22 protein-coding genes are annotated in these 17428 nt (G+C 61.1%); 12 read left to right on the forward strand and 10 right to left on the reverse strand.

Translation table 11 applies throughout. The features are described 5' to 3' along the window. Positions 1 to 435: a TM2 domain-containing protein gene (locus K3819_RS27330; RefSeq protein WP_064600078.1), complete on the reverse strand. Its 435-nt coding sequence runs from the start codon at positions 433 to 435 to the stop codon at positions 1 to 3. Positions 436 to 684: 249 nt separating this feature from the next. On the opposite strand from K3819_RS27330, the gene K3819_RS27335 reads away from it, so the two are divergent. Beyond that, complete coding sequence (locus tag K3819_RS27335) at positions 685 to 1302, forward strand: C40 family peptidase (RefSeq protein ID WP_039767935.1); 618 nt, start codon at positions 685 to 687, stop codon at positions 1300 to 1302. A gap of 131 nt (positions 1303 to 1433) precedes the next feature. Here K3819_RS27335 and K3819_RS27340 read toward each other — a convergent pair whose 3' ends face one another. Next, positions 1434 to 2468 carry a type IV pilus twitching motility protein PilT gene (locus K3819_RS27340; RefSeq protein WP_221398268.1) on the reverse strand — a complete coding sequence of 345 codons (1035 nt, stop codon included), beginning with the start codon at positions 2466 to 2468 and terminating at the stop codon, positions 1434 to 1436. Between the two features lie 194 nt (positions 2469 to 2662). Between K3819_RS27340 and K3819_RS27345 the strand changes: the two genes are divergently transcribed. The 10 genes from K3819_RS27345 to K3819_RS27390 all read left to right on the forward strand — a co-directional run bounded on the left by K3819_RS27345 (position 2663) and on the right by K3819_RS27390 (position 9526). Then, positions 2663 to 3349 (forward strand): YggS family pyridoxal phosphate-dependent enzyme, encoded by a 687-nt coding sequence (locus tag K3819_RS27345; protein ID WP_221398269.1) that lies wholly within the window; start codon positions 2663 to 2665, stop codon positions 3347 to 3349. A gap of 23 nt (positions 3350 to 3372) precedes the next feature. Beyond that, entirely contained in the window at positions 3373 to 4191 is an 819-nt protein-coding gene (proC, locus tag K3819_RS27350; RefSeq protein WP_064600085.1) for a pyrroline-5-carboxylate reductase, read from the forward strand. A 10-nt stretch (positions 4192 to 4201) separates the two neighbouring features. Further along, entirely contained in the window at positions 4202 to 4792 is a 591-nt protein-coding gene (locus K3819_RS27355) for a YggT family protein (RefSeq protein ID WP_011336374.1), read from the forward strand. After that, on the forward strand, positions 4789 to 5079 hold the full coding sequence (locus K3819_RS27360) for a DUF167 domain-containing protein (RefSeq protein WP_221398270.1): 291 nt from the start codon (positions 4789 to 4791) through the stop codon (positions 5077 to 5079). Before K3819_RS27355 ends, K3819_RS27360 begins: the two co-directional genes overlap by 4 nt. A 65-nt stretch (positions 5080 to 5144) precedes the next feature. Beyond that, positions 5145 to 6284: a homoserine O-acetyltransferase gene (locus tag K3819_RS27365; RefSeq protein WP_039767930.1), complete on the forward strand. Its 1140-nt coding sequence runs from the start codon at positions 5145 to 5147 to the stop codon at positions 6282 to 6284. Between the two features lie 7 nt (positions 6285 to 6291). After that, a complete protein-coding gene (gene metW / locus K3819_RS27370; protein WP_011336377.1) occupies positions 6292 to 6912 on the forward strand; it encodes a methionine biosynthesis protein MetW in 621 nt (206 codons plus the stop codon). Positions 6913 to 6938: 26 nt separating this feature from the next. After that, positions 6939 to 7373, forward strand: a complete 435-nt coding sequence (locus tag K3819_RS27375; protein WP_221398271.1) for a DUF4426 domain-containing protein — start codon at positions 6939 to 6941, stop codon at positions 7371 to 7373. Continuing rightward, positions 7370 to 7966, forward strand: a complete 597-nt coding sequence (rdgB, locus tag K3819_RS27380; protein WP_011336379.1) for an RdgB/HAM1 family non-canonical purine NTP pyrophosphatase — start codon at positions 7370 to 7372, stop codon at positions 7964 to 7966. Before K3819_RS27375 ends, rdgB begins: the two co-directional genes overlap by 4 nt. After that, positions 7963 to 9168, forward strand: coding sequence for a radical SAM family heme chaperone HemW (gene hemW, locus K3819_RS27385; RefSeq protein ID WP_260329004.1), 1206 nt, complete (start codon positions 7963 to 7965; stop codon positions 9166 to 9168). Before rdgB ends, hemW begins: the two co-directional genes overlap by 4 nt. A 34-nt stretch (positions 9169 to 9202) precedes the next feature. Further along, positions 9203 to 9526, forward strand: coding sequence for a DUF3392 domain-containing protein (locus tag K3819_RS27390; protein WP_074690154.1), 324 nt, complete (start codon positions 9203 to 9205; stop codon positions 9524 to 9526). Between the two features lie 132 nt (positions 9527 to 9658). Here the strand turns inward: K3819_RS27390 and trmB are convergent, their stop codons facing one another. From trmB to K3819_RS27410, 4 genes are all read right to left on the reverse strand, one after another. After that, entirely contained in the window at positions 9659 to 10384 is a 726-nt protein-coding gene (gene trmB, locus K3819_RS27395) for a tRNA (guanosine(46)-N7)-methyltransferase TrmB (protein WP_064380092.1), read from the reverse strand. 9 nt (positions 10385 to 10393) lie between these two features. Continuing rightward, complete coding sequence (locus K3819_RS27400; RefSeq protein ID WP_007953385.1) at positions 10394 to 11188, reverse strand: thiazole synthase; 795 nt, start codon at positions 11186 to 11188, stop codon at positions 10394 to 10396. 212 nt (positions 11189 to 11400) lie between these two features. Next, positions 11401 to 11601 carry a sulfur carrier protein ThiS gene (gene thiS / locus K3819_RS27405; RefSeq protein WP_007953386.1) on the reverse strand — a complete coding sequence of 67 codons (201 nt, stop codon included), beginning with the start codon at positions 11599 to 11601 and terminating at the stop codon, positions 11401 to 11403. Positions 11602 to 11673: 72 nt separating this feature from the next. Then, positions 11674 to 12054 (reverse strand): DUF423 domain-containing protein, encoded by a 381-nt coding sequence (locus tag K3819_RS27410; protein WP_064600093.1) that lies wholly within the window; start codon positions 12052 to 12054, stop codon positions 11674 to 11676. Between the two features lie 74 nt (positions 12055 to 12128). Between K3819_RS27410 and mtgA the strand changes: the two genes are divergently transcribed. Further along, positions 12129 to 12851, forward strand: a complete 723-nt coding sequence (gene mtgA / locus K3819_RS27415; protein ID WP_085611980.1) for a monofunctional biosynthetic peptidoglycan transglycosylase — start codon at positions 12129 to 12131, stop codon at positions 12849 to 12851. A gap of 70 nt (positions 12852 to 12921) precedes the next feature. Here mtgA and rpoH read toward each other — a convergent pair whose 3' ends face one another. The 4 genes from rpoH to ftsY all read right to left on the reverse strand — a co-directional run bounded on the left by rpoH (position 12922) and on the right by ftsY (position 17102). Further along, a complete protein-coding gene (gene rpoH, locus K3819_RS27420; RefSeq protein ID WP_007953393.1) occupies positions 12922 to 13776 on the reverse strand; it encodes an RNA polymerase sigma factor RpoH in 855 nt (284 codons plus the stop codon). Between the two features lie 115 nt (positions 13777 to 13891). After that, positions 13892 to 14917 carry a permease-like cell division protein FtsX gene (ftsX, locus tag K3819_RS27425; protein WP_085611981.1) on the reverse strand — a complete coding sequence of 342 codons (1026 nt, stop codon included), beginning with the start codon at positions 14915 to 14917 and terminating at the stop codon, positions 13892 to 13894. Further along, positions 14914 to 15585 (reverse strand): cell division ATP-binding protein FtsE, encoded by a 672-nt coding sequence (ftsE, locus tag K3819_RS27430; protein WP_007953396.1) that lies wholly within the window; start codon positions 15583 to 15585, stop codon positions 14914 to 14916. Before ftsE ends, ftsX begins: the two co-directional genes overlap by 4 nt. Next, positions 15582 to 17102 (reverse strand): signal recognition particle-docking protein FtsY, encoded by a 1521-nt coding sequence (ftsY, locus tag K3819_RS27435; RefSeq protein ID WP_221398272.1) that lies wholly within the window; start codon positions 17100 to 17102, stop codon positions 15582 to 15584. Before ftsY ends, ftsE begins: the two co-directional genes overlap by 4 nt. Between the last annotated feature and the right edge of the window lie 326 nt (positions 17103 to 17428).

Consider the following 17428-nt stretch of genomic DNA (forward strand, 5'->3'; position numbering starts at 1 on the left):
TTACTGAAAGGCGCCCCGCCCTTCGGCATTACGCACCGACACCTGATCGTTCAGCGTCCAGAAGTCATACAGCACCCCAAGAAAGAACAACCCGCCGGTCAGCAGATACACCAACCCGCTGATCCACTTGCCCTGATACATCCGGTGCACGCCGAGCGCGCCGAGGAAGGTCAGCAGAATCCACGCCACGTTGTACTCGATCGGGCCCGCGGCGAAACGCAGGTCGGCTTCGCGATCCATCGCCGGGATCAGGAACACGTCGATCAGCCAGCCGATCCCCAGCAACCCGAAAGTGAAAAACCAGATCGTGCCGGTCACCGGCTTGCCGTAATAGAAGCGGTGGGAGCCTGTGAAACCGAAAATCCACAACAGGTAACCGATCACCTTGCTGTGGGTGTCTTTTTCCTTCACACGGGGCAGCTGATAGCCGTTCATTAAGACCTCGATACACGCGATAGATAAATATTCTTTAATTCTTTGTGACTTTTTTACAGGTAGCCGACGTATGGCAAATGCTAGCGTGTGTCCCGTCAAAGCCTTATAGCACCGGACTTCTGTCCGACAATTGCGTCTTTTTGCCGCTTATTTGGTTCCGTTGGCATCGGATTGAATCGACCAACGGCCTCGGAAGTGACAAAAAAGCTGTTATAAAGTTGCGCGCTAACACATCAAGAGCCCTGCCTAATGCGTCCATTTTTCAAGACATGGCTAACTATTTGCCTATTAATGCCACTGGCCGCCCACGCCACCAATCGTGAGCAACGTCTTCCAAACGTTAACGGTTTCACACCTAAATCCCATGCCTCTGCTCCTTCGAACAAAGGCAAACAGGTCAAGCACACCACGCTGAGCAGCACCGGCCGAAGCAAGCTGGTGCCACCGATGGCGACCAAGGAAAGCAGCAACGTCCTCAGTCGCGCGGTAAACGTCCTCGGTACGCCATACCGTTGGGGCGGCAGCAGCCCGAGTAAAGGCTTCGACTGCAGCGGTCTGGTGAAATACGCGTTCAACGACGCCACGTTCGACCTGCCACGCACCTCGAACGCCATGGCCAGTGGTCACGGCGAGAAAGTCGAACGCAAGGACCTGAAGCCGGGCGACCTGATTTTCTTCAACATCAAGAGCCGTCGGGTCAATCACGTTGCCATCTACCTGGGCAACGACCGGTTCATCCATGCGCCACGGCGCGGCAAAGCGGTGAGCATCGACACTCTGAACAAGCCGTACTGGGAAAAGCATTACGTGGTGGCCAAACGCGTATTGCCGAAAGAGCAAGGGCAGATGCGCGTGGTTCAGCGCTAAGTTGACTGATCCAGGATTTGCTTAACCAGTACTGCCCCCTTCGCAAGCAAGCCCGCTCCCACATGGAACCGCATTCCAATGTGGGAGCGGGCTTGCTCGCGAAGGGCCGGTGGTAACACCGAAAATCCCCCTCAGAATTTATCTGGCGTGCGCGCTTTCTCCCGCGCATGTTCACGGCTGATCAAGCCCTTGGTCACCAGATCCTTCAGGCACATGTCGAGTGTCTGCATTCCCAGCGAGCCACCGGTCTGTATCGCCGAATACATCTGCGCCACCTTGTCCTCGCGGATCAGGTTACGGATCGCCGACGTACCCAGCATGATCTCGTGCGCCGCCACCCGACCGCCGCCGATCTTCTTGATCAGCGTCTGCGAGACTACCGCCAGCAACGACTCCGACAGCATCGAGCGCACCATGGACTTTTCGTCCCCGGGGAACACGTCCACCACCCGGTCGATGGTCTTGGCTGCCGACGTGGTGTGCAAGGTACCGAACACCAGGTGCCCGGTCTCGGCCGCGGTCAGCGCCAGGCGGATGGTTTCCAGATCGCGCATCTCGCCCACCAGGATCACATCCGGGTCTTCGCGCAGCGCTGAGCGCAACGCAGTGGCGAAACTGCGGGTATCACGATGGACTTCGCGCTGATTGATCAGGCATTTGCGCGATTCGTGGACAAATTCGATCGGATCTTCGATGGTCAGGATGTGGTGATGACGATGGGTGTTGAGGTAATCGATCATCGCCGCCAGTGTCGTGGACTTGCCGGAGCCGGTCGGTCCGGTCACCAGCACCAGCCCGCGCGGCGCATCGGTGATCTTGCGAAAGACGTCGCCCATGGCCAGGTCTTCCATGGTCAGCACTTTTGACGGGATGGTCCGGAACACCGCCCCGGCGCCCCGGTTCTGGTTGAAGGCATTGACCCGAAAGCGCGCCACGCCGGGGACTTCGAAGGAAAAGTCGGTTTCCAGATGTTTCTCGAAGTCCACCCGCTGGGTGTCGTTCATGATGTCGTAGATCAGCTCGTGCACTTGCTGGTGATCCAGCGCCGGCAGATTGATCCGCCGCACGTCGCCATCCACGCGGATCATCGGCGGCAGACCGGCCGACAGGTGCAGGTCGGAAGCACCCTGTTTGGCGCTGAAGGCCAGCAGTTCAGTGATATCCATAGCGTCCCTCAATTCCAGTAGAATGCCGCGAACCTTCAGACCGCTGGCGCCAAATCCTGCCTGAAAAGTAGCCGAACGATGATCAGGCAAGGCAAAAGTCGGCGAAGAAGCGGAGTTGACGTCAGTCAATGAGCATTCTGAGGCGACTTTTAACGCCGCATGATCGAGTGCAGGCACTTTTCAGGCAGGATTTGATGTCCACGATAGCAGACAACATCCAACTGGTTAGTTCGCGTATTCAAGCAGCCGTCAAAGCGGCCGGACGCGATGAAAACAGCGTCCAGCTGCTCGCCGTGAGCAAGACCAAACCGGCACAAGCCCTGCGCGAAGCGTACGCCGCCGGCCTGCGCGATTTCGGCGAGAACTACCTGCAAGAGGCCTTGGGCAAGCAGCTCGAACTGGCCGACCTGCCCTTGATCTGGCACTTCATCGGCCCCATTCAGTCGAACAAGACCCGCTCGATTGCCGAGCATTTCGCCTGGGTGCACTCCGTGGATCGTCTGAAAATCGCCCAACGCCTGTCCGAGCAACGCCCGGCGGATCTGCCGCCACTGAACATCTGCATTCAGGTCAACGTCAGCGGTGAAGCCAGCAAGTCCGGCTGCACCCCGCTAGACCTGCCGGCCCTGGCCCAGGCCATCAGCGCCCTGCCGCGCCTGAAACTGCGCGGGTTGATGGCGATTCCCGAGCCGACCGAAGATCGCGCCGAGCAAGACGCTGCATTCGCTGCCGTTCAGAAATTGCAGGCCGGCCTCGATCTGCCGCTCGACACACTTTCCATGGGCATGAGCCACGACCTCGAGTCGGCCATTGCCCAGGGCGCGACCTGGGTCCGTATCGGTACGGCCCTGTTCGGCGCCCGCGACTATTCCCAATCTTGACCATTTCCAGATAAGGACCTGACATGAGCAACACACGTATTGCCTTTATCGGTGCCGGCAACATGGCCGCCAGCCTGATCGGCGGCCTGCGGGCCAAGGGTCTGGAAGCTGCACACATTCGCGCCAGCGATCCGGGCGAAGAAACCCGCGCCAAAGTCAGCGCCGAACACGGCATCGAAACCTTCGCCGACAACGCCCAGGCCATCGACGGCGCTGACGTTGTCGTGCTGGCGGTCAAGCCACAGGCCATGAAAGCCGTGTGCGAAGCGATTCGCCCGAGCCTGAAACCGAATCAACTGGTGGTCTCGATCGCCGCCGGCATCACCTGCGCCAGCATGACCGCATGGCTCGGCGAGCAACCGATCGTGCGCTGCATGCCGAACACCCCGGCGCTGCTGCGTCAGGGCGTGAGCGGCTTGTACGCCACCGGCGCCGTGAGCGCCGAACAACGCCAACAGGCTGAAGAACTGCTGTCCGCCGTGGGCATCGCCCTGTGGCTGAACGAAGAGCAGCAACTGGACGCGGTCACCGCCGTCTCCGGTTCCGGCCCGGCGTACTTCTTCCTGCTGATCGAAGCCATGACCGCCGCCGGCGTCAAACTCGGCCTGCCGAAGGAAACCGCCGAGCAACTGACCCTGCAGACCGCTCTGGGCGCCGCGCATATGGCGGTGTCCAGTGACGTCGACGCTGCCGAACTGCGCCGCCGCGTGACCTCGCCGGCCGGCACCACGGAAGCTGCAATCAAATCGTTCCAGGCCGGCGGCTTCGAAGCCCTGGTGGAAAAAGCACTCGGCGCCGCCGCGCACCGCTCGGCCGAAATGGCCGAACAACTGGGCAAATAAGGAGCCTCACATGATTGGATTGAACACCGCAGCGGTCTACGTGCTGCAAACCCTCGGCAGCCTGTACCTGCTGATCGTGCTGCTGCGCTTCGTTCTGCAACTGGTGCGGGCGAACTTCTACAACCCGCTGTGCCAGTTCGTGGTCAAGGCCACCCAGCCGCTGCTCAAGCCACTGCGCCGGATCATTCCGAGCCTGTTCGGCCTCGACATGTCGTCGCTGGTACTGGCGATCCTCGTGCAACTGGCGCTGATGGCGCTGACCCTGCTGCTGACCTACGGCACCACCGGTAACCCGCTGCAACTGCTGATCTGGTCGCTGATCGGCGTGACGGCGCTGTTCCTGAAGATTTTCTTCTGGGCCATGATCATCAGCATCATCCTGTCCTGGGTCGCACCGGGCAGCCACAATCCGGGCGCCGAGCTGGTGAACCAGATCTGTGAACCGGCCTTGGCGCCGTTCCGCCGCATCCTGCCGAACCTCGGCGGTCTGGACCTGTCGCCGATCTTCGCCTTCCTCGTGCTGAAGCTGATCGACATGCTGGTGATCAACAACCTCGCGGCGATGACGATGATGCCGGAAATCCTGCGCCTGCTGATGTGAGCTGGTTTCGCTGGGACGGTGACGACCTGATTCTGGAGTGTCACCTGCAACCGGCCGCCCGCAGCGATGATTTCTGCGGGCTGCACGGCGATCGCCTGAAGATCCGCCTGACCGCGCCGCCGGTCGAGGGCAAGGCCAATGCCTACCTGATGGGGTTTCTGGCCAAGGCTTTTGGGGTTTCCAAGAGTCAGGTCAGTTTGCTCAGTGGTGAGCTGAACCAGCAGAAGCGAGTGCGCATCAGCGCACCGAAAAAGCTGCCGGATCTGCCGGGGCTCTGCCGCCCCTGATCGTTGCTTGCCGCTAACCCCACCGGTCTTTAGACTTACGCCTCATTTCAACGAGAGCAGGGTCGATGCCAGCTGCCTTTCCCCCCGATTCTGTTGGTCTGGTGACGCCGCAAACGGCGCACTTCAGCGAACCGCTGGCCCTGGCCTGCGGCCGTTCGCTGGCCGATTATGACCTGATCTACGAAACCTACGGCACGCTGAACGCGCAAGCGAGCAACGCCGTGCTGATCTGCCATGCCTTGTCCGGCCACCACCACGCTGCGGGTTATCACAGCGTCGACGACCGCAAGCCCGGTTGGTGGGACAGCTGCATCGGTCCCGGCAAACCGATCGACACCAACAAGTTCTTCGTGGTCAGCCTGAACAACCTCGGCGGTTGCAACGGCTCCACCGGCCCGAGCAGCCTCAACCCGGAAACCGGCAAGCCGTTCGGCGCCGACTTTCCGGTGCTGACCGTGGAAGACTGGGTGCACAGCCAGGCACGTCTGGCCGACCTGCTCGGCATCGGCCAATGGGCCGCGGTGATCGGTGGCAGCCTCGGCGGCATGCAGGCGCTGCAATGGACCATCACTTACCCGGATCGCGTGCGCCACTGCCTGGCCATCGCCTCGGCCCCCAAGCTGTCGGCGCAGAACATCGCCTTCAACGAAGTGGCGCGCCAGGCGATCCTCACCGACCCGGAATTCCACGGTGGCTCGTTCCAGGAACACGGCGTAATCCCCAAGCGCGGCCTGATGCTGGCGCGGATGGTCGGGCACATCACCTACCTGTCCGACGACTCCATGGGCGAGAAATTCGGCCGTGGCCTGAAGAGCGAAAAGCTCAACTACGACTTCCACAGCGTCGAGTTCCAGGTCGAAAGCTACCTGCGCTATCAGGGCGAAGAGTTCTCCGGGCGCTTCGATGCCAACACCTATCTGTTGATGACCAAGGCGCTGGACTACTTCGATCCGGCAGCGAACTTCAACGATAACCTGGCGAAAACCTTCGAAGGTGCGAAAGCCAGGTTCTGCGTGATGTCGTTCACCACCGACTGGCGCTTCTCCCCGGCCCGTTCGCGGGAACTGGTGGACGCGCTGATGGCCGCGCGCAAGGACGTCAGCTACCTGGAAATCGACGCACCCCAGGGCCACGACGCCTTCCTGATTCCGATCCCGCGTTATTTGCAGGCGTTCGGCAATTACATGAACCGCATTACGTTGTGAGAAAGCCATGAGAGCTGATCTGGAAATCATCCAGGAATGGATCCCCGCCGGCAGCCGCGTGCTCGACCTCGGCTGCGGTGACGGCGAGTTGCTGACCTGGCTGCGCGACCACAAGCAGGTCACCGGCTATGGCCTGGAAAACGACCCGGACAACATCGCCGAGTGCGTGGCCAAGGGCATCAACGTCATCGAGCAGGACTTGGACAAAGGCCTGGGCAACTTCGCCAGCAACAGCTTCGATATCGTGGTGATGACCCAGGCCCTGCAAGCCGTGCATTACCCGGACAAGATCCTCGACGAAATGCTGCGTGTCGGCCGCCAGTGCATCATCACCTTCCCCAACTTCGGTCACTGGCGCTGCCGCTGGTACCTGGCGAGCAAGGGTCGGATGCCGGTGTCGGAATTTCTGCCGTACACCTGGTACAACACGCCGAACATCCACTTCTGCACCTTCGAAGACTTTGAAGAACTTTGCCGCGAACGTGAGGCGAAGGTCATTGATCGGCTTGCCGTGGATCAACAGCACCGCCACGGGTGGGCCAGTAAGCTATGGCCTAATCTGTTAGGTGAGATCGGTATCTACCGCGTCAGCAGCCCGGGGCTTGCGGATCACAGAATCGCGGTCTGAACCACGACATTGCGAGGAGAACGAACATGGGACGCTTGATTACCGCGCTATTGGCCGCCTGCCTGAGCCTGTCGGCCGTGGCCGCCGATGCCATCAAGGGCGAACGCAAGGAAGTGTTCGGTGATGTCACCGTGCATTACAACACCTTCAACTCGACCTTCCTGACGCCGGACATCGCCAAGGCTGCCGAGCTGATCCGCAGCAAGAACCGGGGTGTGATCAATGTCTCGGTGATCAAGGACGGCAAGCCGCTGATCGCCCAGGTCACCGGCACCGTCAAAGACCTGACCAGCCAGAGTGTGCCGCTGACCTTCCGCCAGATCACCGAACAGGGCGCGATCTATTACATCGCCCAGTACCCGGTGGAGCAGCAGGAAACCCGCACTTTTGAAATCAAGGTGCAGACCGGCGACAAGATCAACACCCTCAATTTCAACCAAGAGCTTTTCCCTGGCCAATGATCAATCTCAAGCAACTCGTACTGGCCAGCCATAACGCCGGCAAACTCAAGGAACTCCAGGCCATGCTCGGCGACTCGGTGCAACTGCGCTCGATCGGCGAATTCAGCAGCGTGGAGCCGGAAGAAACCGGTCTGTCGTTCGTCGAGAACGCGATCCTCAAGGCCCGCAATGCTGCGCGCATTTCCGGATTGCCGGCGCTGGCCGACGATTCGGGCCTGGCGGTGGATTTCCTCGGCGGTGCGCCGGGCATCTATTCGGCGCGCTACGCCGACGGCAAAGGCGACGCGGCGAACAACGCCAAACTGCTCGACGCCTTGAAGGATGTGCCTGAAGCCGAGCGCGGCGCGCAGTTTGTCTGCGTGCTGGCCTTGGTGCGTCACGCCGACGATCCGCTGCCGATCCTCTGCGAAGGTCTGTGGCACGGGCGCATCCTGACCGCTGCCAGCGGTGAACACGGTTTCGGCTACGACCCACTGTTCTGGGTGCCGGAGCGTAACGTGTCCAGCGCCGAGCTGAGCCCGAGCGACAAGAACCAGATCAGCCACCGCGCCCGTGCAATGGATCTGCTGCGCCAGCGTCTGGGCTTGAAATGACCGATAGTTCTTCCGTGTCGTCGCTGATTATCGGCGGCGCCGCCTCCTCGCCTCGGGCGCCGTTGCCGACGCTGCCGCCCCTGGCGCTGTACATCCACATACCGTGGTGTGTGCGCAAATGTCCGTATTGCGACTTCAACTCCCACACCGCCAGCCCGGTGCTGCCGGAGCAGGAATACGTCGACGCGCTGCTCGCCGACCTCGATCAGGATCTGCACGCAGTGTATGGCCGTGAGTTGAGTTCGATCTTCTTTGGCGGCGGCACGCCGAGCCTGTTCAGCGCCGAAGCCCTGGGTCGATTGCTGGAAGGCGTGAAACAGCGCATCCCGTTTGCCGATGACATCGAAATCACCCTGGAAGCCAACCCCGGAACCTTCGAACAAGAGAAGTTCGTCGCCTACCGCAAGCTGGGGATCAATCGCCTGTCGATCGGCATCCAGAGCTTCCAGCAGGAAAAGCTCAAGGCCCTCGGCCGTATCCACAACGGCGACGAAGCGGTACGCGCAGCTGGCATGGCGCGCCAAGCCGGGTTCGATAACTTCAACCTCGACTTGATGCACGGCTTGCCGGACCAGTCGCTGGACGATGCCCTGAGCGATCTGCGCCAGGCTATCGAGCTGAAGCCGACCCACATTTCCTGGTATCAGTTGACGCTGGAGCCGAACACCGTGTTCTGGAACCAGCCGCCGGTGCTGCCGGAAGACGACACGCTGTGGGACATTCAAGAGGCCGGGCAGGCACTGCTCGCCGAGCACGGTTACGCGCAGTACGAAGTTTCGGCGTATGCCCAACCGGGCCGCCCGGCGCGGCATAACCTCAATTACTGGAGCTTCGGCGACTTCATCGGCATCGGCGCCGGCGCTCACGGCAAGCTCAGCCATCCGGACGGGCGCATCGTGCGCACCTGGAAGACGCGCTTGCCGAAGGATTACCTCAACCCGGCAAAAAGCTTCCAGGCCGGCGAGAAAGCCCTGACCAACGACGAGATGCCGTTCGAATTCCTGATGAACGCCCTGCGCCTGACCGCCGGCGTCGAATCGCGCCTGTACCCGGAGCGCACCGGCCTGCCGCTGGAGAGCCTCGACGAACACCGGCGCGAGGCCGAACAAAGCGGTCTGTTGCAGGTCGAACCGTCACGTCTGGCGGCCACCGAGCGCGGACAACTGTTCCTCAACGACTTGCTGCAGAAATTTCTGAGCTGAGCCCAACGCCCAACGGCAGCCCTAAGGAAAAAACATGGATTTGATTCTCGACCTGCTCGCCACCGTGTCCCGCTGGAGCCGCAGCAACCTCTCGGAAATCGCTCTGGCCCTGGTGGGCTGCCTGCTGGTGCTGTTCGGCGCCGACTTCAAGGGCTGGGTCGAGCAACGCCTGGGCAGCATCGCCGGCGCCCTGCGCGTGCCGCTGATGGCCCTGCTGTGTCTGATCGGCAGCGGCGCGGCGCTGATCTACGCCACACCCTGGGTGGTGAAGGGCTTGAGCCAGTTCAACAACTACAGCCTGGCGCCGGTGTTGTTGGTGGTGCTGGTGTTGATTGGCGTAGTGGCCGACCGCCGCTGATTTTCAGTACACACAGAACGCAAATGTGGGAGCGAGCTTGCTCGCGAAAGCGGTAGATCATTCGATATTGATATCGACTGAAATGACGCCTTCGCGAGCAAGCCCGCTCCCACATTTATTGTTGCGTGATATTCAGGACTGCTTTTCGAACTTCAGATCCCACACGCCATGCCCAAGACGTTCGCCGCGGCGTTCGAACTTGGTGATCGGCCGTTCGGCCGGGCGGGGTACGCACTTGCCGTCTTCGGCGAGGTTGCGATAGCCCGGGGCGACGTTCATCACTTCCAGCATGTATTCGGCGTACGGCTCCCAGTCGGTGGCCATGTGCAGAATGCCGCCAACCTTCAACTTGCTGCGCACCAGTTCAGCGAAGGACGCCTGAACGATGCGGCGCTTGTGGTGACGGCTCTTGTGCCACGGATCCGGGAAGAACAGCATCAGGCGATCGAGACTGTTGTCGGCGATGCAGCGGTTGAGCACTTCGATCGCGTCGCAGTCGTAGACCCGCAGGTTGGTCAGGCCCTGAGTCAGCACGCCGTTGAGCAGTGCGCCGACACCCGGACGGTGAACCTCGACACCGATGAAATCCTGCTCCGGCGCAGCGGCGGCCATCTCCAGCAGCGAGTGGCCCATGCCGAAACCGATCTCCAGCGAACGCGGCGCGGAACGGCCGAACACCTGGTCGAAATCCACCGGCGCATCGGCCAGCGGCAGGACGAACTTCGGCGCGCCCTGATCCAGGCCGCGCTGCTGGCCTTCGGTCATGCGCCCGGCGCGCATCACAAAACTCTTGATGCGGCGGTGTTGGCGCTCGTCGCCTTCTTCCGTCTGGATTGGCGTGTCGTTCGATTCAGTCATCAATAGCTCTTACTTGATCAGACCATCCAGCGGCGAAGAGGCGCTGGCATAGAGTTTTTTCGGCATGCGGCCGGCGAGGTAGGCCAGGCGGCCCGCGACGATCGCGTGTTTCATGGCTTCGGCCATCATGATCGGCTGCTGGGCGTGGGCGATGGCCGAGTTCATCAGCACGGCGTCACAGCCCAGTTCCATGGAGATGGTGGCGTCGGAAGCGGTGCCGACACCGGCATCCACCAGCACCGGGATTTTGGCTTCTTCGAGGATGATCTGCAGGTTGTACGGGTTGCAGATCCCCAGGCCCGAACCGATCAGACCGGCCAGCGGCATCACCGCGATGCAGCCGATTTCCGCCAGTTGCCGGGCGATGATCGGGTCATCACTGGTGTAGACCATCACGTCGAAGCCTTCCTTGACCAGCACTTCGGCGGCCTTGAGGGTTTCGATCACGTTGGGGAACAGGGTTTTCTGGTCGGCCAGCACTTCCAGCTTCACCAGGTTGTGGCCATCGAGCAGTTCACGGGCCAGGCGGCAGGTGCGCACGGCCTCGACCGCGTCGTAGCAACCGGCGGTGTTCGGCAGGAAGGTGTAGCGATCCGGCGACAGCACTTCGAGCAGGTTCGGCTCGCCTTCGATCTGGCCCAGGTTGGTGCGGCGCACGGCGAAGGTGACGATCTCGGCACCCGAGGCTTCGATGGCCAGACGGGTTTCTTCCATGTCACGGTACTTGCCGGTACCGACCAGCAAACGCGACTGGTAAGTACGACCGGCCAGAACGAAAGGCTTGTCGCTACGAACGATGCTCATGGGGAATCCTCTGTTGGGGTGAGGGTCTTGCAGAATGCCTTAAATAGCCAAACGCTGTGAAAACGTCGCGAGCGAAGGAAAGACAAGGCAAAAACAGGCGAGGAAGCGGAGTTTACGGGTTGTAAATGAGCATTCCGAGCCTGTTTTTAACGCAGTATTTCTTGCGTGCGCCGAAGGCGCCCAGCACGCAGCAGTTTTCACAGTGTTTGGGATCAGCCGCCGCCGATGGCGTGCACCACTTCGACGTTGTCGCCGTCGTTCAAAGTGGTGTCGGCATGCTGGCTGCGCGGGACGATATCCAGATTGAGTTCGACCGCCACCCGGCGTCCGGTCAGGTCCAGACGGGTCAGCAGGGCCGCAACGGTTTCACCGTCGGGCAGTTCAAAGGATTCACCGTTCAACTGAATGCGCATGCGCAACGCCGCCATCACTTTTTAGGGGGTGGCATTCTAGCCCGATCATGACCTAAAGGTCAGCACCAAGCGTCAAGCGGTTGGATACAGGCGCCAGGCGGCCAGCCCCAGGCACAGCCAGCCAATCAGGAATGCCAGACCGCCGAACGGGGTGATGATGCCGAGCTTGCCGATGCCGAGGGTGGTCAGCAGGTACAGGCTGCCGGAGAACAACAGGATGCCGACGCTGAACGATATGCCGGCCCAGGCGACCAGCCGCCCCTGTAGCTGCGTGGCCAGCAGTGCCACGCCAAACAGCGCCAGTGCATGCACCAGTTGATAGGTAACGCCGGTGTGGAAGATCGCCAGGTATTCGGGTGTCAGGCGGTTTTTCAAGCCATGGGCGGCGAATGCGCCGAGGCCGACACCGGTGAAACCAAAGAAGGCAGCCAGCATCAGAAAGCTACGCAGCATGTAGAACTCCAGTCAGACTCGATCGGCAGGGTCTGTATAATGGCCCGCTCAACCGGTTCGGCCAAGCCATCTCTATGCTGCGTTTATTTCTCCGTCGTTTCACGAAGGCCCTGCTCTGGTTCGCGGGCGGCAGCGTATTGCTGGTGTTGGTGTTTCGCTTTGTGCCGCCACCGTTCACGGCGCTGATGGTCGAGCGCAAGATCGAATCCTGGGTCGACGGCGAGCCGATCGATCTGCAACGCACCTGGAAGCCGTGGGACGAGATTTCCGATGACCTGAAGGTCGCGGTGATTGCCGGCGAAGACCAGAAATTCCCCGAGCACTGGGGGTTTGACCTGAGTGCGATCAAGGCCGCACTGGCCCACAACGAGCTCGGCGGCTCGATTCGCGGCGCCAGCACCCTGAGCCAGCAAGTATCGAAGAATTTGTTCTTGTGGTCCGGCCGCAGCTATCTGCGCAAGGGCCTGGAGGCGTGGTTCACCGCGCTGATCGAAGTGTTCTGGCCCAAGCAGCGGATTCTCGAGGTGTACCTGAACAGCGTCGAGTGGGATGACGGCGTGTTTGGTGCCGAAGCGGCGGCAAGGCATCACTTTGGCGTAGGCGCCAGGTCGCTGTCCCGGCAGCAGGCGAGTTATCTGGCGGCTGTGCTGCCGAATCCCCGGGTCTGGAGCGCCAGTCATCCGACCGCTTATGTGTCGCGCCGAGCCGGCTGGATTCGCCAACAAATGAGCCAGCTGGGTGGCGACAGCTACCTGCTGACGCTCAATGATTCGCGCCGCGCGCCCTGGGCCCAATGACTTTCCGACAGGCAAACAAAAACGCCCCGATCATCACTGATCGGGGCGTTTTTTATTGCCGGACTACCGGTTATGCGGCAATCGACAACTTGAGCTTGTTCATCGCGCTCTTCTCGAGCTGACGGATCCGCTCGGCCGACACGTTGTACTTCTGCGCCAGGTCGTGCAGCGTGGCTTTCTCTTCTGCCAGCCAGCGCTGGTAGAGGATGTCGCGGCTGCGTTCGTCCAGCACTTCCAGCGCTTCGTGCAGGTTGTGATTGGAGTTGTCGCTCCAGTCGGCATCTTCCAGTTGACGCGCCGGGTCGTACCGGTGGTCTTCCAGGTAGTTGGCCGGCGACTGGAAAGCGCTGTCGTCGTCTGCTTCCGCAGCCGGGTCGAAGGCCATGTCATGGCCGGTCAGGCGACTTTCCATCTCACGCACTTCACGCGGCTCGACGCCGAGGCTTTCCGCCACACGGTGGACTTCCTCGTTGTTCAGCCAGGCCAGACGTTTCTTCTGGCTGCGCAGGTTGAAGAACAGCTTGCGCTGGGCCTTGGTGGTCGCGACTTTCACGATCCGCCAGTTGCGCAGGATGAACTCGTGAATCTCGGCCTTGATCCAGTGCACCGCGAAGGACACCAGACGCACGCCCATTTCCGGGTTGAAACGCTTCACGGCCTTCATCAGGCCGACGTTACCTTCCTGGATCAGGTCAGCCTGAGCCAGACCGTAGCCGGAATAGCTACGGGCGATGTGTACGACAAACCGCAGGTGGGCGAGCACCATCTGCCGAGCCGCCCCCAGATCCTGCTCATAGTAGAGACTCTCGGCCAGTTCACGCTCCTGCTCCGGCGTCAGCAATGGAATGCTGTTGACGGTGTGCACGTAGGCTTCCAGGTTTGCGCCTGGAACCAATGCATACGCAGGTTGCAAAGAATTGGACATACGGAAAAACCTCCGACTTACATACTCATGCTTTTCAGCATTGCGAAAAATTGACCGGAAACTCAAATGAAAGTTTCCTTAACCACTGAAAGGTCAATCACGCGCAAAAAAGATTCTACTTCGGCGCCAGCTCCCTGAGATGACGTGCGACTGCAATCCATGCACCGATATAACCCAACAGCACCGCGCCAAGCAAGAGCGACAGACCGTCGGCAACTGGCACGCCGGCCAGTGCGAAATCGCTGCCGTACAAGCCGGCCAGCCCGACCACCGCATCGTTCAGCCAGTTCAGGCCGAACGCCAATACACCCCAGGACAGCAGTCCCGCACCGAAGCCATACAACGCGCCCATATAAAGGAAGGGACGACGCACATAGCTGTCGGTGCCGCCGACGAGTTTAATCACTTCTATCTCGGTGCGGCGGTTTTCAATATGAAGACGAATGGTATTGCCTATCACCAAAAGTAATGCGGAAACCAGCAACACCGTCAGACCGAAGACGAAACGATCGCCGAGCTTGAGGATGGCGGCCAGACGCTCGACCCAGACTAGATCAAGTTGCGCCTGTTGTACCTTGGGCAGCTCGGAAAGTTTTTGTCTTAATGCTTCCAGGGTCGACTTGTCGACCTCGTTCGGCGTCACCAGCACCACACCCGGCAAAGGGTTTTCCGGAAGTTCGCGCAGGGCTTCGCCCAGGCCCGACTGCTGCTGGAACTCTTCCAGTGCCTGGTCGCGACCGACATATTCAGCATCAGCTACGCCCGGCATGCCCTTGATCTGGTCGCGCAATGCTTCGCCCTGCGCCGGAGTCGCCTCGAGCTCCAGGTACAGCGAAATCTGCGCCGCACGCTGCCACGAACCGCCCAAGCGCTCGACATTGCTCAGCAACAGCGAAAGACCCATCGGCAGGCTCAGCGCAACTGCCATCACCATGCAGGTGAAGAAACTGCCGATCGGCTGCTTGCCGAGACGACGCAGGCTGTCGATCCAACTGGCGCGATGGCTTTCGATCCAGGCACGGAACAACGTGGCGAAGTCCGGGCCGTCGTCATCGTCGTGCTTTTTCTTCTTTGGCGGTTGCGGATCGGCGGCCTTCGGGGCCACGCGCTCGGAAACCTTCGGACTACGTGTTGCACTCATACGCCGGCCTCCCCGTCGCCGATCAATCGGCCGCGTTGCAGGGTCAGCATGCGATGGCGCATGCGCGCGATCAGCGCCAGGTCATGACTGGCGATCAGCACGCTGGTGCCCAGACGGTTGATGTCTTCGAACACGCCCATGATCTCCGCCGCCAGACGCGGGTCGAGGTTACCGGTCGGTTCGTCCGCCAGCAGCAAAGCCGGACGGTGAACGATGGCGCGGGCAATGCCAACGCGCTGCTGCTGACCGGTGGACAGGTCACCCGGATACAGCTCGGCCTTGTCCGACAGCGCCACGCGCTCCAGCGCCGAATCGACGCGCTTGGCGATCTCGACCTTGGACAGCCCGAGAATCTGCAACGGCAGCGCGACGTTATTGAACACCGTGCGATCGAACAACAGTTGATGGTTCTGGAACACCACACCGATCTGCCGACGCAGGAACGGAATCTGCGCGTTGCTGATGGTGCTCAGGTCTTGCCCGGCCAGCAGCAGCTTGCCGCTGGTCGGACGTTCCATCGCCAGCAACAGGCGCAACAATGTGGATTTACCGGCACCGGAGTGGCCGGTGACAAACAGGAACTCGCCGCGACGGACTCGAAAGCTCAGCTCATGCAAGCCGACGTGACCGTTCGGGTAGCGCTTACCGACCTGTTCGAAACGAATCATGAACGCTCCCGCTCTGCAAACAGTGCCTGGACAAAGGGTTCGGCTTCAAAGGTACGCAGATCGTCGATGCCTTCACCGACGCCGATGTAGCGGATCGGCAGGCCGAACTGCTTGGCCAGGGCGAAAATCACCCCGCCCTTGGCGGTGCCGTCGAGCTTGGTCAGCGCCAGGCCGGTCAGTTCGACGGTCTGGTTGAATTGCTTGGCCTGGTTGATGGCGTTCTGGCCGGTGCCGGCGTCGAGCACCAGCAGCACTTCGTGCGGCGCATCGGCGTCGAGCTTGCCGATCACCCGGCGAACCTTTTTCAGTTCTTCCATCAGGTTGTCTTTGGTGTGCAGACGACCGGCGGTGTCGGCGATCAGCACATCGATGCCACGAGCCTTGGCGGCCTGCACGGCGTCGAAGATCACCGAAGCCGAGTCCGCGCCCGTGTGCTGGGCGATCACCGGGATCTTGTTGCGCTCGCCCCAGACCTGCAACTGCTCGACAGCGGCGGCGCGGAAGGTGTCACCGGCGGCCAACATGACTTTCTTGCCTTCCAGCTGCAGTTTCTTCGCCAGTTTGCCGATGGTGGTGGTCTTGCCGGCGCCGTTGACGCCGACCACCAGAATCACGAACGGCTTGTTCTGGGAAGCGATCTTCAGCGGCTGCTCGACCGGTTTGAGCATTGCAGCCAGCTCGGCCTGCAGGGATTTGTACAGGGCGTCGGAATCCGCCAGCTCTTTACGTGCGACCTTCTGGGTCAGGCGCTGGATGATCACCGAAGTCGCCTCGACGCCGACGTCGGCAGTCAGCAGGCGGGTTTCGAGATCGTCGAGCAGATCGTCATCGATGGCTTTCTTGCCGAGGAACAGGCTGGCCATGCCTTCGCCGATACTGGCGCTGGTCTTGGACAGGCCCTGCTTGAGACGGGCGAAGAAGCCGGCCTTGGTTTCTTCGGTACGCGGGGCCTCGACCGGGGCTTCGACCGGGGCTTCGACCTGGGTTTCCACAGGAACGACTGGCACTGCTGCTACCGGTGCAGGTGCAGGTGCAGGTGCAGGTGCAGGTGCAGGCTCGGGCGCTTCGACAATCGGGGCAACCGGGGCAGCAACCACGGGCTCTGGAATGACAGGAGCGGCTTCCACCACCGGCGCCTGAACAGGCTCTGGCATGAACGCAGCCGGCGCGGGAATCGTTGGCGTAACGTGCGGAGCGGCCTCTTCGACCAGCGCCACCGGCTCTTCCGCTACCGGCAAGGTCAGCCACGGCTCGCTGGCCGGGGTCAGCGGCAGTTCGGCGGCAGCCGGCGTTTCAGGCTCGGCCTCGGCCACCGGTTGCAGCACCGGCTCGGCGATCGGCAGCACGACCGGTGCCGGCGCTTCTTCTATTACGGGAGCAGGCGCAAGGGCCTGCTCAGGAATGGCAGTCGGCTGTTCGACGACGGGTTCCTGCGGTTTCTTGCGCAGCCATCCGAACAGGCCTTTCTTCTCGCCAGCCGCAGCTGGGGTCTTCTTGTCGTCGTTGGAACCAAACATGGAGGACGGCTATCTCACGGTAGCGACGCGCCACAGGGGCGCCCCGGCAAATAAATATTCGATGCAGAACAGACTGTGTTTCACCCAGCTTGTTCACGCGCAACATTTTGTCGAGGCGCCAAAAGCACCTCAAAGGTCATTAAATACGAAGGACTGGAACGGCATCGTCGGCGAAAACGCAGAGTTTAGCTGAGAAACTCAAAGCTTCTGCCGGTAACCCGTACAACCTATAGACCGATCAGTGGCCTGATAGGCGTGGCCGCCAGTAAAACGGATCAGTATCCTAGCACCCTCTCGCCCGCCGACGCTAAGACCAAGCGGGCAGC

It is taken from the genome of Pseudomonas sp. 3-2, from assembly GCF_019710535.1.
Taxonomy (GTDB): domain Bacteria; phylum Pseudomonadota; class Gammaproteobacteria; order Pseudomonadales; family Pseudomonadaceae; genus Aquipseudomonas; species Aquipseudomonas pharyngis.